At 60.4% G+C, this 14,862-nt stretch carries 11 protein-coding genes; 8 read left to right on the top strand and 3 right to left on the bottom strand.

Annotated elements, in window-relative coordinates; translation table 11 throughout:
* Nucleotides 1–165 precede the first annotated feature (165 nt).
* Both thrB and thrC read right to left on the bottom strand, forming a co-directional pair.
* The gene (gene thrB, locus DWV43_RS02615) at nucleotides 166–1,047 is read right to left on the bottom strand and encodes a homoserine kinase (protein WP_006234874.1); all 882 of its coding nucleotides are present in this window, start codon (nucleotides 1,045–1,047) and stop codon (nucleotides 166–168) included.
* Between the two features lie 200 nt (nucleotides 1,048–1,247).
* Nucleotides 1,248–2,765 carry a threonine synthase gene (gene thrC / locus DWV43_RS02610; RefSeq protein ID WP_117816950.1) on the bottom strand — a complete coding sequence of 506 codons (1,518 nt, stop codon included), beginning with the start codon at nucleotides 2,763–2,765 and terminating at the stop codon, nucleotides 1,248–1,250.
* Between the two features lie 104 nt (nucleotides 2,766–2,869).
* Between thrC and DWV43_RS02605 the strand changes: the two genes are divergently transcribed.
* The 6 genes from DWV43_RS02605 to DWV43_RS02580 all read left to right on the top strand — a co-directional run bounded on the left by DWV43_RS02605 (nucleotide 2,870) and on the right by DWV43_RS02580 (nucleotide 9,626).
* Nucleotides 2,870–4,258: an aspartate kinase gene (locus DWV43_RS02605; protein WP_099432166.1), complete on the top strand. Its 1,389-nt coding sequence runs from the start codon at nucleotides 2,870–2,872 to the stop codon at nucleotides 4,256–4,258.
* Between the two features lie 173 nt (nucleotides 4,259–4,431).
* A complete protein-coding gene (locus DWV43_RS02600; protein ID WP_117756859.1) occupies nucleotides 4,432–5,457 on the top strand; it encodes an aspartate-semialdehyde dehydrogenase in 1,026 nt (341 codons plus the stop codon).
* Nucleotides 5,458–5,912: 455 nt separating this feature from the next.
* Entirely contained in the window at nucleotides 5,913–6,491 is a 579-nt protein-coding gene (locus tag DWV43_RS02595; RefSeq protein WP_233514485.1) for a methylated-DNA--[protein]-cysteine S-methyltransferase, read from the top strand.
* A gap of 228 nt (nucleotides 6,492–6,719) precedes the next feature.
* A complete protein-coding gene (locus DWV43_RS02590; protein ID WP_117816949.1) occupies nucleotides 6,720–7,403 on the top strand; it encodes a response regulator transcription factor in 684 nt (227 codons plus the stop codon).
* 2 nt (nucleotides 7,404–7,405) lie between these two features.
* A complete protein-coding gene (locus tag DWV43_RS02585) occupies nucleotides 7,406–8,785 on the top strand; it encodes a cell wall metabolism sensor histidine kinase WalK (protein ID WP_117816948.1) in 1,380 nt (459 codons plus the stop codon).
* Nucleotides 8,786–8,951: 166 nt separating this feature from the next.
* Nucleotides 8,952–9,626, top strand: coding sequence for a TIGR00266 family protein (locus tag DWV43_RS02580; RefSeq protein WP_089572342.1), 675 nt, complete (start codon nucleotides 8,952–8,954; stop codon nucleotides 9,624–9,626).
* 69 nt (nucleotides 9,627–9,695) lie between these two features.
* Here the strand turns inward: DWV43_RS02580 and DWV43_RS02575 are convergent, their stop codons facing one another.
* Nucleotides 9,696–10,940 (bottom strand): chloride channel protein, encoded by a 1,245-nt coding sequence (locus DWV43_RS02575; RefSeq protein ID WP_199569320.1) that lies wholly within the window; start codon nucleotides 10,938–10,940, stop codon nucleotides 9,696–9,698.
* Between the two features lie 316 nt (nucleotides 10,941–11,256).
* On the opposite strand from DWV43_RS02575, the gene DWV43_RS02570 reads away from it, so the two are divergent.
* Nucleotides 11,257–11,958, top strand: coding sequence for an ABC transporter ATP-binding protein (locus DWV43_RS02570; protein ID WP_117816947.1), 702 nt, complete (start codon nucleotides 11,257–11,259; stop codon nucleotides 11,956–11,958).
* Nucleotides 11,959–11,963: 5 nt separating this feature from the next.
* Nucleotides 11,964–14,729, top strand: a complete 2,766-nt coding sequence (locus tag DWV43_RS02565; RefSeq protein WP_233539183.1) for an FtsX-like permease family protein — start codon at nucleotides 11,964–11,966, stop codon at nucleotides 14,727–14,729.
* Nucleotides 14,730–14,862: the final 133 nt, after the last annotated feature.

The raw sequence follows: 14,862 nt of genomic DNA, 5'->3' as shown, positions 1-14,862 counted from the left end.
GGCCGAGCGCAAAATGGATTCTAAAAAAACACCTTGCCAAATAGGAGCGTCAGCACGAGGCCCGCCTATCCGATGCTCCGAAGGAGCAGGATAAGCGGGCCTCAAGTGCGAGGACGTTTTTAAGGGGATGCCCCTGGGTGGCCCGGACAGACCGATCGGCGATGTCTACAGGTACTCGATTTGAGCGCCCTCGGTGTCGCACGTCAGAATATGCGTGTCACACTTGGGGAACTGCTCGCGCAGCTTGACCTGCAGGAACTTTGCCACGATGGTGTCGTCGGTTACAGCCATAAGGGTCGAGCCCGAGCCGCTGATCCAGATGGTCTTAGCGCCGCCGTTAAGGCAGGTGTCGCGCACGGCGTTGTAGTCGGGGATGAGGCGGCGGCGATAGGGCTCCTGGATGCGGTCGTCATTGGCGGCGGCAATCAGGTCAAGGTCGCCGGTCTCCAGGCCGCGCGTCATGCCGGCGATGCGGCCCATTTGCCATACGGCGGTGGAGAGTGGAATCTCCTGTGGCACAACCTTGCGCGCCTCGCTCGTATGCACCTCGTAGGGCGGAATCACGGTAATAAAACGCAAGCGATCGCTCACCTCGTAGCGCAGGCACTGGGGCAGCGAGTCGGTCGGCGTAAAGGAGCAGACGGCGCCGCCCAGGATAGCGGGGGCGACGTTATCGGGATGGCCCTCGACCTCGGTGGCGATGCGGACGAGCTCGGCGCGGTCGACGGTGTGGCCTGTCAGCGCGGCGGCCGCCATGATGCCGGCGACGACGCAGGTGGAGCTGGAACCCAGGCCGCGGGCGACGGGCACGTCGGTCTGAATGTCGATAGCAACGGGGAAAGCCGGCTCGCCCCACGCGGCCAGTGCATCGACAAAGCTAACGTAGACCAGGTTGTTCTCGTTTTGGAACTCTTCGGGGCATCCGGTGATGGTTAGTTTGTCGGCGCGCTCGAAGGTGAAGTGCGAGTAGAGGCTGACGGCCATGCCGAGGGTGTCGTAGCCAATGCCCAAGTTGGCGCTCGTCGCTGGGACGGTGATTTTGATCATGTGAGTCCTCCTGGCGTGCCTGGCTGTTTAGTTCGCTGCTCGGGCAGTCCTGGCTCGCTCGGAAAGCACATTAAGTGCTTTCCGGCTCGTGCGGAACTCGCGACGAACTAAACGGCCAGACCCGCTCGCATGCTCGTCATCATCCCGAAAGCTTAATAAAAAGAAGGTGCGCCGGCTTTCGCCGGCGCTTAATAAGGGGTTTAGTTGGTGCTCATTCGTTTTGCTGCAGACTCGACGTAGCTTGCCATCTCATCGACGTCGCAGACGTCTTCGAAGCGGACGGGCTTGGACTCGAGTTCGGCGAGCTGGGTCGGGGCGACCGTGTTGGTGGCCTGCTCGAGCACACGCATAGCCTCAAAATCATCCTCGGGAACGTCGAGGCCCAAGGCGTCGCAGCAGGCTCGCGGGAACTTGTAGGGGCTGGCGGTCGAAAGCAACACGCGGGCCTTGGCGCCCTCGGCGGGAGCGACCTGCTCAAAGACGTGATAGCCGCAAGCGGTGTGCGGGTCGATCACGTAGCCGTTCGCGTCCCAGCAGCTCTTGATGGCAGTGAGGACCTCGTCCTCGCTGGCCCAACCGCAACCAAAGACGCTCTGAATCTTTGCCAGCAGGTCGGCGGGAACTTCGTAGCGACCAGTCTGTGCCAGCTGCTCCATAAGGCCGGCAACGAGCTCGCAGTCGCCGTCGGACAAGAAGTAGAGCATGCGCTCCAGGTTGGAGCTAATAAGGATGTCCATCGACGGCGAGATGGTCGTGAAGAACGGGCGGTTACGGTCGTAAACGCCGGTGGTCAGGAAGTCGGCAAGCACGTTGTTCTTGTCGCTCGCCACGACGAGCTTGGCGACGGGCAGACCCATGCACTTGGCGTAGTAGCCGGCCAAGATATCGCCAAAGTTGCCGGTGGGCACACAGAACTCTACGGCGTCGCCAGCCTCGATAGCGCCGGCGCGCAGCAGTTGCGCATAGGCGGCAAAGTAGTAGACAACCTGCGGCACCAGGCGGCCGACGTTGATGGAGTTGGCACTCGAAAGCACAGTGCCGGCGGCTTCCAGGCGCTCGGCAAGCTCCTTATCGGCAAAGATGCGCTTGACGGCACTCTGGGCATCGTCGAAGTTGCCGCGGATGCCGCAGACGGCGACGTTATCGCCCTCCTGCGTGGACATCTGCAGATTCTGCACGCGGCTGACCTTGCCCTCGGGATAAAAGACGGTGATGCCCGTGCCCGGAGCGTCGGCAAAACCGGCGAGCGCGGCCTTGCCGGTGTCGCCCGACGTGGCGGTGACGATCATGATGCGCTCGGCGCCGCCGTCCTTGGCAGAGGTGCGGGCCATAAGGCGGGGGAGCATCTGCAAGGCGACGTCCTTAAAGGCGCTCGTGGGGCCGCCAAAGAGCTCCATCACATAGGTCTGAGGGGCGTCGGCGCCCGGTGCGGCGTCGAGTTTGACGAGCGGCGTGACCTCTTCGCTCGCGAACGTGCCGCGGTATGCCTCATTCACACAGGCCGAAATTTCTTCGGTCGTGTAATCATTCAGTAACATTCCCAACACATCTTGAGCGATTTCAAAGTACGATTTATCTGCAAGCGAGCTGATATCGACCTGCTGGGTGCCGAGCTCGTCCGAGACAAACAAACCCCCGTCGGGAGCGATGCCGGTACGGATTGCCACCTTACTTGAGCACGATAAAGTGCGTCCTCGTGTACTATGATAAGTTCCCATATAACACTGCTCCTCGGATGCCTTGGTCCCAATCGGTGAAACCATGGTATCAGAGCGCGCAAAATAGGTTCGCAGAGGCTTTTTAGAAAGGTAACCTCCAGCCCATGATTAAGATTGCCAAGTTTGGCGGCTCGTCGGTCGCCGACGCCGAACACTTTAAGAAGATCAAGGCCATCGTCGATGCCGATCCGGCCCGCCGTTTTGTGGTGGTTTCTGCCTGCGGTCGCCGTTTTAAGGGCGACACCAAGGTGACCGATCTGCTCTACTTGGTCAACGCGCACGTCAAGTACCACGTGTCGTGCGAGGAGCTGCTCGAGGACATCGGCCAGCGCTATTTTGATATCGCTGACGAGCTGGGGCTCACCTATCCCATCCGCGAAGAGTTTGCGGCCTTTGCCGAGCGTGCTCGCTCCGGTGGCTACTCTACTGAGGAGCTCGTAAGCCGCGGCGAGTACTTTACCGCTCGCCTGATGGCCGAGTACCTGGGCCTGCCGTTCCTGGATGCCGCGACGGTCGTGGCGTTCCATCATGACGGTACGCTCAGCATGAACCGCACCGCCGAGCTGGTGCAGGAGTACGGCCAGCAGGGCGGCTTTGTTATGCCCGGTTTCTACGGCGCGACGCGTGAGGGGCAGATCAAGCTGCTCGACCGTGGCGGCGGCGATATTTCCGGCTCGATTCTGGCCAAGTGCCTTGGTGCCGACCTGTACGAGAACTGGACCGACGTTTCGGGCTTCTATTCTGCCGATCCGCGTATTGTTCCCGAGGCTCAGCCCATTGCGCGCGTTACCTACGAGGAGCTGCGCGAGCTTTCGTACATGGGTGCAAGCGTCCTGCACGAGGAGGCCGTGTTCCCCGTGCGCGAGGCAGGCATTCCGCTGGTCATCAAGAACACCAATGCGCCGCAGGACCCCGGCACCATCATTAGCGAGACGGCTGACGAGGGTGAGGCGGAGCCTATCATTACCGGCGTGACCGGCAAGCGCGGCTTTGTCGCCATCAACGTTGCCCGCGACCGCACCAAGCCCCGTGTCGGCTTTATGCGCCGTGCACTTTCGGTGTTCGAACGCTATGACGTTTCCGTCGAGCATATGCCCACCGGCGTCGACCGCTTTGGCGCCGTGGTGCAGGAGCAGGATGTGCACGACTCGCTGTACTCGCTCGTGGGCGACATTCAGCAGGAGGTCGAGCCGCTCGAGATCGAGGTTGTCGAGGGTTTGGCGCTCATCGCGACCGTCGGCCGTAACCTTCGCGGCCGCGCAGGTATCTCGGGCCATCTGTTTGGCATGCTTGGTCAGGCCGGCGTGAGCGTACGTATGATTTCGCAGAGCTGCGACGAGATCAACATCATTATCGGCGTAGAGGAGAAGGACTTCGACCTGGCGATTCGGACCATTTACCGCGCCTTCTCCGACGAGAACGGCATTGTGAAGGTCTCCGACCTGGAGGCTCCCGTGCCGGTCGATCCCGCTCCGGCCGCGCTCCACAAGTAGCTGCTATCCCAGTAGATTTTTGGGACTTGCTTCAAAAACTACGGCGGGGCGTTTCGTTTCGGTTTCGTTTCGACGGGGCGGGTTTCGTGCCCGCCCTGTTCTTGTATACACTGGCAACAATAATCGGCCTGCTCGGCGTGCGGGCAAAAGCCACAGCCTTTAAAGGGGGAAGCATGAAACAGTACACGGTTGCTATTTTGGGCGCGACGGGAGCCGTGGGCACCCAGATGCTTGAGTGCCTCAACGAGCAGGAGTTTCCGGTCGGCAAGCTCAAGCTGCTAGCGAGCGCGCGCTCTGCGGGCAAGACCGTCGAGTTCCGCGGCGAGCAGGTTGTGATTGAGGAGGCTTGCCCCGAGGCCTTTGAGGGCTGCGACATCGTGCTCGGCGCCGCCGGCGACGATATTGCGAAGGAGCTACTGCCCGAGGCCGTCAAGCGCGGCGCCGTCGTGGTCGACAACAGCCACGCCTTCCGCATGGATCCCGAGGTGCCGCTGGTCGTGCCCGAGATCAATGCCGACGACATCAAGTGGCATCACGGCCTTATCGCCAATCCCAACTGCGCGACCATCATCGGCCTGGTTCCCACGTGGCCGCTGCACCAGCTTGCTGGCGTGAAGCGTATGATCGTGTCCACGTATCAGGCAGCTTCGGGCGCTGGCGCTCCCGGTATGGCCGAGCTCGAGGCTCAGCTTGCCGCCCTGGGCCGTGGCGAGGAGATTCCCGAGCCGCGCGCGTTTGCCGCCCAGCTGGCGAGCAACCTGATTCCGCAGATCGGCGGTGTCAAGGAGGAGGGCTTTACCTCCGAGGAGATGAAGTTGCAGAACGAGGGCCGCAAGATCATGCACCTGCCCGAGCTGCGCGTGAACTGCACCTGCGTGCGCGTGCCCGTGCTGCGCTCGCACTCCGAGAGCGTTACGCTCGAGTTTGAGCGCGACATCACGGTGGAAGAGGCCCGTGCTGCGCTGGCTGCCGCTCCGGGAGTGAAACTGGTTGACGACATGAGCGCCGAGGATGCACACGACCGCTTCCCCATGCCGATGGACACCTCCGACCAGGATTTGATTTGGGTCGGCCGTGTGCGTCGCGACATCTCGAACCCCGAGGCCGCGCGCGGCATCACCTTCTGGTGCTGCGGCGACCAAATCCGTAAGGGCGCGGCAACCAACGCCGTCCAGATCGCTAAGCTGCTCTGCGAGTAGTGCGACCTGTCCGGCGGGGTCCGGGCTTAGTTTTCAGAACGTCCTCGACCATGTGTGGCGCCTTGTCCTGCTCCTTCGGAGCTGCGGACAAGGCGCCACACTGGTCTGCGGAGTGTTCTGAAAACTAAGCCCGGCCCCCGCCTGCGGCGACTCGGCTGCGAGCGGCCTGCGATGGAGCCGTTGCTGGTTGGGGCCGCTGGGCTGATGTGGGGGCACGTGGTTGTTGCGGGCCCTAGTCCCGGCGGCGGCCTCGGCGCTTTGCGCCTGCCGCCTTGGGGGGGCTGCGGAGCGCGGCCGGCAGCTGCGGCGCGTTGCGCCTGCTGCCTGCGGGGACTTTGGGGTCGTGCGGCAGCTGTGGCGCTGTCGCGCCTGCTGCCTTGGGTGACTTTGGGGTCGATTGGGGTTGTCTGCACAATTCGCGGTATTATGTTGCGGAGTTTTGAAAGGAGCCGCTGGTGGTCACGACGACATTTGCTTCGCCTTTGGGCGAAATCTTGCTTGCCGCTGATGGCCGCGGTCTGACGGGGCTTTGGTTTGAGGGGCAGGAGCACTTTGGTTCCACGCTTCTCCGGGAAGACTCCGAACATGTTGAAGGCGCCGACGCGGTTTCCGGTACCGGTGGCATGTTGCCGGTGAGTCCGGCAAATGGCGCGGCTTCTTCGGTGCTTGAGCGTTCTTGGGCTTGGCTGAATGCTTATTTTGCGGGGCAGGAGCCTCGGTTTACGCCGCCGTTGCATATGATCGGCACGGCGTTCCAGCGCGAGGTTTGGTTTGAGCTGCTTTCAATTCCGCGTGGCGAAGTCGCTACGTATGGCGAGATCGCTCAGCGTGTTGCGGCTCGACATCGTGTGCCGGGAAATGAGGCACCCGTCGTGTCTCCTCGTGCGGTGGGGGCTGCGGTTGCGCGTAATCCCATTTCGATTATCGTGCCGTGCCATCGCGTGGTCGCGGTCGACGGATCGCTCAACGGATATGCTGGCGGCCTTGATCGCAAGGAGTGGTTGCTTCGGCTTGAGGGCGCGTACGAGGAGTAACGCTCGAGCACTTTGCATAACTAGGGCGCCGTGAAAGGATGAGTCACTGTCCCTTCGTGCCCGGCATGCGTCAAAGCGCTCGACACGTGCGCCTTAAGTTTGGCTAAGCCACATCCTGCGTATTTAAAAACGCGCAGGTTGAGCAGCTAAGGCTGCGCTAAGGCGGTTGACGGTACGCTATCATCGGCAGTATCGAAACCTGTAGAGCCATGCGCCAAAGGAGCAACTATGAAGCTGATGCTTGCCGAGGACGAACCTGGTCTCTCCCGCGCCCTCACCGCGATTCTTCAACATAGCGACTACGAGGTCGACACCGCCCTCGACGGCTTGACGGCGCTCGAGAATCTACTCACCAACGATTACGACGCCGCAATCCTGGACATCATGATGCCCGGCATGGACGGCATCGAGGTGCTCAAGCGTACACGCGCCGCCGGAAAGCGACTGCCCATCATCATGCTCACGGCAAAAAGCGAGGTGTCCGATAAGGTCGAGGGCCTGGATGCCGGTGCCAACGATTACCTGACCAAGCCGTTTGCCGCCAAGGAACTGCTTGCGCGTATTCGTGCCATGACGCGTGCCGCGACGGCAATTGGCGCCACGACGCTCAGCGTGGGTAACGTGCGCCTCGACACGGCGGCTTGCACGCTTGTGGGACCTTTGGGCGAGGAGCACCTGGCCAATCGCGAGTTTCAGCTTATGGAACTCTTTATGCGCAACGCCGGCACGCGCATGCCCACTGAACGTCTGATGCTCGAGGTTTGGGGTGAGGACGCGCCCGAAGGCGCCAACGTGGTGTGGGTCTATATCTCGTACCTGCGCAAAAAGCTGACGGCGCTTGGTGCCAACGTTGCCATTCGCGCGTCGCGCAACCAGGGCTATTCGCTCGAGGTTGTCGAGGAAGGCGAATAAGCGTGAGCGCGAGCGCGTGGTGCAAGCGCATGACGGAGTGGTTTCACGCCGCCTCGAGTAGTAAGGGGCGGGCTAATTCTGTTGACGCATTGGGCCGCCGTCTGCGTCGCAAGTTTATCCTCGTTGCCATGGGCGCCGTGACCGTGGTGCTCACGCTCATCATCGCCGGCATCAACATCGTCAATTATTCGCATGTCTGCAAAATGGCTGATGCGCGTCTGGACTATATCCTGGCAGGCAAGGGCAGCATCGATTGGGAAGACGAGTCCAGGACCGATTCCGGCAATGGCGGGGATACGAGCACCGGCATGGTTGCGGATGGCGATCGAGTGGGCGCTCGCGTGGGACATTTTGAAGGCATGACGGCGGAGTCTCCCTTCGACACGCGCTACTTTACGGTGACGCTTGTCGAAGGGCAGGTGGTCGATGTCAATACCGCCCGCATTGCCGCGGTGGGCGCCAAGCGTGCCGCCAGTATTGCCGCAAGGCTGCATGCCAAGGGCTGGACCTCGGGCTTCTCTGGCAATTATCGTTATACGACCGACGTCCAGGACGACGAGATCACCTATGTGTTCGTGGACTGTTCGCGCGAGCTTGCAAGTTTCCATTCGTTTTTGAACGCGAGTGTGGCAATCAGCTGTATTGGCTGGCTGGCGGTGCTGGCAATTGTAACGGTCGCGTCGGGTGCCGTGATTCGACCGATGGTCGAGAGCTACAGCAAGCAAAAGCGATTTATTACCGATGCAAGCCACGAGATCAAGACGCCGCTCGCTGTGATCGATGCCGCCAACGAGGTACAGGAGATTGAGAGCGGCGAGAGTGAGTGGACGCAGAGCATTCACGAGCAGGTGGCGCGACTGACGGCACTTACGGAGCGTCTGGTATTTTTGGCGCGCATGGACGAGGGCTCGGCGGGCTTTACCATGGCGTCGATCGATCTCTCGGAGGCAGTTGACAAGGCAGCCGCGCCGTTTGAATCGGTGGCGGTCTCGCGCGGCAAGCGCCTGTCGATGTCGGTCGCGACCGGCGTGCGCGCTCATGCCGATGCTGCGGCGGTGACGCAGGTGGTTGAGTTGCTGCTGGACAATGCCACGCGCTATGCGAGCGAGGGCAGCGTGATCGAGTTGAGTCTGCGCGCCGTTTCGCGCGGTGCGGGCAAAGGCTCGGCAGAGCTTGTCGTATCGAACGCTGTAGACGAGCTGCCCGAAGGCGACCTGGACCGATTGTTCGACCGCTTCTATCGTGCGGACGTGTCGCGCAGCTCCAAGACGGGCGGCTCGGGCGTGGGCCTATCCGTGGTGCGTGCCATCGCCGAAGCCCATGGCGGGAGCGCTTCTGTCTGCGGCCACGGTAACCAGATCACCTTCACCGTCCGCCTCTAAGACCTGCCAAAAAGGGACAGGTTTATTTTGGCAGGTTTTATCTGTGCAGACGGCAGCGGAGGCTGGCGGTGATCGGCGCCATGAACGCCACCGACCCAAATAAACGCACCTCTAACTGCTAAAATATGGACATCGTTGTTCGGCTCCCGAAGGAAAGGAGACGGTCATGCAGTACGAGATCGGCGGAGGGGCTTTCCCGGTTGTTACGTGCAACCTTAGCGACGGCGAATCCATGATCACCGAAAGCGGTGCCATGGTCTGGATGACCCCCAACATGGAGATGTCCACCTCGGGCGGTGGCATAGGCAAGATGTTCTCTAAGGCTTTTTCGGGTGAGGCGTTGTTCCAAAACATTTGGACCGCGCACGGCGATGGCATGATTGCGTTTGGCTCTTGCTTCCCCGGCCGCATTATACCGATCGAGATTGGCCCTGGTAAGAGCTGGATTTTGCAGAAGCGTTCGTTCCTTGCCGCGGAAAGTGGTGTTGAGCTGAGCATCCACTTTAACAAGAAGGCAAAGACCGGCGTCTTTGGCGGCGAGGGTTTTATCATGCAAAAGCTCACGGGCTCGGGTATTGCCTTTGCCGAGATCGACGGCGACCTAGTTGAGTACGAGCTTGCTGCTGGCCAGCAAATGATTGTAGATACCGGCAACGTGGCCGGCTTTGAGGAGACGGTGAGCATCGACGCGCAGATGGTCAAGGGCGTCAAAAACATCATGTTTGGCGGTGAAGGCGTGTTCAACACTGTGCTCACCGGTCCGGGGCGCATCTGGCTGCAGACAATGCCCATTTCCAATCTTGCGGCAGCAGTGGCTTCGATGACCAACAACAATAACTAATCGTGTATAGGATGACGCGCGCGGCGGGCCCGGCCTGTCGTGCGCGTTTTTTGGTGGCAAACGCCCTGTTTATCGGGTGCGGCTGTGCTCCTGCAGGGCGTAGATCGATTTGTCCATGTTGAACAGATAAGCCACAACGCAGACGATGAAGAACATCGGCAGATTACCGAAACCGAAGACCTCGCAGCCAATGAGGATCGGCGCGAGTAGCGTGTTGGTGGCGCTGCCAAAGACGGCGGCGTATCCCAGCGCGGCGCAGGGCTCGACCGGCATGCCGAGAATTCCGGCGAGCACGACACCCAGGCTGGTTCCGATGGAGAACAACGGCGTCACCTCACCACCTTGATATCCTGCGGCAAGCGTGGCGATGGTGAGTGTGAATTTGAGCGCCCAGTCCCAAGGCATGATGGTGACCTTGCCGTCACCGTTGAGCGCCGCCGATATCAGGTTGGTGCCAAGGCCGCAGTATCGCCCCTGCCACAGAACGAACAGAATCGCCGACAGCGCAAGGCCCATAACGGCAACGCGTATGTAAGGGCTGGGGAGCAGCCGCGCTGCAAGAGTCTTGGCATGGGCAAGGCACCAGGCAAAAGCGCCACCTACCATACCAAACGCGATACCCAACAACGCCAGCCGTCCAAGACCGGGGAGGTCGAGCGCATACGAGGCGGTAATGGCGACCTCAAACTTCTCGAGCCCCAGGGCGCCGGAGGTCATGCTTGCGGCAAGCGAAGCCGTAAGCGCGGGAAACAACGCGCGGTATTCCATGCGTCCGGCGACCAGCACCTCGACCGCAAAGACCGTGGCGGCGAGGGGCGTTCGGAAGAGTCCGGCAAAGCCGGCGGCCATGCCGATAAGCAAAAACGTGTTGCCGGGTTCTCGGAAAGGTAGACGTCGGCCGATCCAATGCGAGACGGTTGCGCCGATCTGCACGGCTACGCCTTCGCGTCCCGCGCTGCCGCCAAAGAGATGCGTGGCCCACGTGCTCAGCATAATGAGTGGCACCAGACGCGGGGAGATGGCGTCCTCGCGTCCGTGACCTACGTCGAATACTAAGCTCATGCCCCGATCGGTGCCTTTGCCCCAGGTGCGGTAGGCAAATACGATGGCCAAGCCCATGAGGGCGAGGAAGGGAAGGAGCAGTACGATGTGCTCGTCACGGAAGGCGCCAATTGCCAGGAGCACACGACCAAAAAGGGCACAGATGGCGCCAACGATAACGCCGATAGGGATTCCGACGGCACCCATAAGCACGAGGCAACTATAGGTGTTGACCAGGCGTTTAATTCTGCTCGATGCGCTGCTTTCCGACACTTCTCCTCCAAAACAAAAAAGACTCCTGCCGCGGCGTGATGCCCAAGGGATATCACGCAACAGCAGAAGTCATCAGCAACAAGGCGGTTTAGGGCGACGCGACAGTTTTACTGACGCACCCAACGGAGACAATCATTCCGCAGCGGCATCATAGCGGCGGGCGCGGTTTGGGTCAAATGGTTGCCTTGGGACAGTCTTGGCGCCCGCCCGCGCCCTCGTTTCCCCATATAAAACCTGCCAAAATAAACCTGTCCCTTTTTGGTAGGTGGGAAATGGGTAATACTAAAGAGTTATCCGACCAGATGGGAATTAATCGATGGCCTATATCGAATTCAAAGACGTCATCAAGGCATACGGCGAGGGCGACGCCCGCATCCACGCGCTCGACGGCGCGAGCTTTACGGTCGAGCGCGGCGAGCTCGCCATCATTCTGGGTGCTTCGGGCGCCGGCAAGACCACGGCCCTCAACATTCTGGGCGGCATGGACACGGCAACTTCTGGCACCGTGACGGTGGACGGGCGTGACGTGAGCTCTGCCAACGAGGCTCAGCTTGTGGAATACCGTCGCGCTGACGTCGGCTTTGTCTTTCAGTTCTACAATCTGGTCCCTAACCTGACGGCGCTTGAGAACGTCGAACTCGCGGCGCAGATCTGCCCCGATTCGCTCGATGCCGAGCAAACGCTTCGCCAGGTTGGCCTGGGCGACCGCCTCGCTAACTTTCCGGCGCAGCTTTCGGGCGGCGAGCAGCAGCGCGTATCCATCGCCCGCGCGCTGGCTAAGAACCCCAAGCTGCTTTTGTGCGACGAGCCTACGGGTGCACTCGACTACAAAACTGGCAAGCAGATCTTGCAGCTGCTACAGGACACTTGCCGCAAGCAAGGCATTACGGTCATCATCATCACCCACAACTCTGCGCTGGCGCCCATGGCCGATCGCCTGATCCGCTTTAAGAGCGGCCGCGTGGAGAGCGAGACGGTCCAGCAAAATCCTGTGCCTATCGAGACGATCGAGTGGTAGCGCCCATGAATCAGGACCGCCAAAACAGTCAACGCCGCGACGCGCAGAACACGGAGCGCGAGCAGGATTTTACGACCTACCGTACCGCCCAAAGCTCAAACGATATGGTGCCGACGGTTTTTCGCCGTGGCATCTACCGCACGATTCGCGGCAGCCTCAAACGCTTCTTGTCTATCGTTGTGATCACCGCGCTTGGCGTGAGCGTGATGTGCGGCCTTAAGGCGGGCTGCGAGGACCTGTGTGATTCGGTCGACGCCTATTTTGACCAGCAGAATGTCTATGACATCAACGTGCAGTCGACCTATGGTCTGACCGATGACGATCTTGCTGCGATCCAAGAGGTCGATGGCGTCGAGACGGCCGAGGGCATCTATACCGAGACCGCCTATACCGCCGTGGGTACGACGCGCGAGCGTGTCGTCGTACAGAGCCTCTCCAAAGAGAATATTGACCAACCGGTGCTAGTACGCGGCGAGCTGCCCGAGACTTCGGGCGAAGTGGCAGTGACCTCACGTTTTTTGAAGGCTTCTGGCAAGAAAATCGGCGATACGGTGAGCTTTGCCGCCAACGATGCGAGCTCGTCGAACCAAAGCGCCAAGGACCAGTTTGCCGATGGAGACTATACCATCACGGCCGAGGTTCTCGATCCTACCGACGTGAGCTCCGACTCGACCGTCAACGCCTTTCGTGCTGCTTCGACTGCGGACTACAAGTTCTACGTGAGCGAGGATGCCGCGACGTCGTCGTCCTACTCCGCGGTCCACGTGATCGTCGAGGGAGCCAAGAGCCTCAACTCCTATTCGGATGCCTACACGGCAAAGATCAATGAGGTCAAGGGCAATATCGAGAAGATCCGCGAGGAGCGTGAGAAGGCGCGCGCTCAGGAGCTGACGGTCGACACGCCGGCGAGTTTGGACGCGGCTGAGCGTCAGGCGAATATGGTCTTTGGGATCGAGCAGGACAACATCAACCGCATGGCCGAGGGCAGCGACGAGCGTGCACAGGCTCAAGTCGACCTGGACCAGCGTCGTGCCGCCGCCGACCAGCAGTTTGCCGATGCCCGCGCCGAGCTCTCTGATCTGGGCGAATGCACCTGGTACATCCAGGACCGCGGCAATATCGCAAGCTACTCGAGCGTGGAGAGCGATAGTTCCTCGATCGAGGCCATCGCCACGGTTTTCCCATTCATCTTCTTTATCGTCGCCGTGCTTATCAGCCTCACCACCGCCACCCGCATGGTCGAGGAGGAGCGCACGCTTATTGGCCTGTACAAGGCGCTCGGCTATTCACGCGGGCGCATCCTGTCCAAATACGTGGACTACTCGCTGTGGGCGTGTCTGATTGGTGGCGTGCTCGGCAACATCATCGGCTTTGTGGACCTGCCGCTGTTCTTGTTTACGGTGTTCGACGACATGTACTCGCTGCCCCAGATGCTACTTTCGTACGATATCGTGTCCTCGATTGTCTCGGTGGCGCTGTTTGCCGTGGGCGTAGTGGGCGCTACGATTATCGCCTGCCGCCACGAGATGGCCGAGACGCCGGCTTCGCTCATGCGTCCCAAGGCGCCGCGCGCCGGCTCACGCATCTTGCTCGAGCGCATCGGCTTTATCTGGCGCCGCATGGGCTTTTTGAACAAGGTTGCCGCGCGTAACCTGTTCCGCTACAAAAAGCGTGCCTTTATGACCATCTTTGGCATTGCGGGATGCACGGCGCTCGTAATCTGCGGTATGGGCATTCGTGATACGTCGGTGGCGCTTTCGCCCAAACAGTACGGGCATATCACGCGCTATGACTTGCTGGCGGTCGCCAATCCCGACGATTTTTCGCAGACGTGCGCGGCATTGGATGAGCGCAGCACGGCCAATGATTCCAACGTGACGGTGACCTCGACCCTGCCGATTATGACCGACAACGTCACCTTTACGTTTGGCGGCAAGAGCGAGACCGTGCAGCTCATCGTGATTCCCGACGACCGCGCGGGTGACTTGGGCGATTACGTGCGTCTGGAGGATGAGTCCAAAGAACCGCTATCTTTGCGTGACGGAGACGTGTATCTGAGCAAAAGTTCACAGCTGGTGCTGGGGATTCAGCCGGGCGATACGGCTCACGTCCAGGATTCGTCGCTCAACGTCGCCAAGGTCAAGGTCAGCGACATTTCGCTCAACTATCTGGGCAACACGCTCTATATGACGCAGAGCACCTATGAGCGCGCGTTCGGTCGAAGCGCGCGCCCTAACGGCGTCTTTGTGTTGCTTAAGGGTTCGTCGGCCGACCAGATTGCGTTTAGCAAGAATCTTAAGAGTGACGGTTGGCTTACGATTTCGAGTACGGCCGAGCACTGGGAAAACTATGAGGCGAACTTTACGATTATCAATTCGGTCGTGGTACTTGTGACCTTTATGGCGGCGTGCCTGTCGTTCGTGGTGGTGTTTACGCTGTCCAACACCAACATTTCGGAGCGCGAGCGCGAACTGGCGACTATCAAGGTGCTCGGTTTCCGCCGCGGCGAGGTACACCATTACGTCAACAAGGAGACGTTGATTCTTACGGCAATCGGCGCCGCGCTGGGCGTGCCGCTGGGCGGCCTGCTCGCCGAGAGCTTTACGTACATTCTGCAGATGCCGTCGCTGTACTTTGACGTCGAGGTTGAGCCGCTGAGCTACGTGCTCGCCGTGGTACTTTCCTTCGGCTTTACGATTGTCGTCAACCTCGCTACCAATCGCACCCTCAATAAGATCGACATGGTCGGTGCCCTCAAGAGCGCCGAGTAACCTGCCAAAAAGGGACAGGTTTATTTTTGGCAGGTTTTATCTGGGCAAACGCCGGACAACCATTAGATGGCCCGGCGTTTGCCCCGTTTTGCTGGGGATGTCTGTCGTTCAGCATCTCAACGTACTGGCCGAT

It is taken from the genome of Collinsella sp. AF05-9 (assembly GCF_003465595.1).
Taxonomy (GTDB): Bacteria; Actinomycetota; Coriobacteriia; order Coriobacteriales; family Coriobacteriaceae; genus Collinsella.
This window is presented reverse-complemented; position numbering and strand designations above follow the sequence as displayed.

What these genes read in the sequence shown, in the direction of transcription:
- DWV43_RS02590 (WP_117816949.1), top strand. Translation starts at nt 6,720, where the DNA reads ATGAAGCTGATGCTTGCCGAGGACGAACCTGGTCTCTCCCGCGCCCTC.
- DWV43_RS02600 (WP_117756859.1), top strand. Translation starts at nt 4,432, where the DNA reads ATGAAACAGTACACGGTTGCTATTTTGGGCGCGACGGGAGCCGTGGGC.
- DWV43_RS02605 (WP_099432166.1), top strand. Translation starts at nt 2,870, where the DNA reads ATGATTAAGATTGCCAAGTTTGGCGGCTCGTCGGTCGCCGACGCCGAA.
- thrC (WP_117816950.1), bottom strand. Translation starts at nt 2,765, where the DNA reads ATGGGAACTTATCATAGTACACGAGGACGCACTTTATCGTGCTCAAGT.
- thrB (WP_006234874.1), bottom strand. Translation starts at nt 1,047, where the DNA reads ATGATCAAAATCACCGTCCCAGCGACGAGCGCCAACTTGGGCATTGGC.
- DWV43_RS02580 (WP_089572342.1), top strand. Translation starts at nt 8,952, where the DNA reads ATGCAGTACGAGATCGGCGGAGGGGCTTTCCCGGTTGTTACGTGCAAC.
- DWV43_RS02570 (WP_117816947.1), top strand. Translation starts at nt 11,257, where the DNA reads ATGGCCTATATCGAATTCAAAGACGTCATCAAGGCATACGGCGAGGGC.
- DWV43_RS02565 (WP_233539183.1), top strand. Translation starts at nt 11,964, where the DNA reads ATGAATCAGGACCGCCAAAACAGTCAACGCCGCGACGCGCAGAACACG.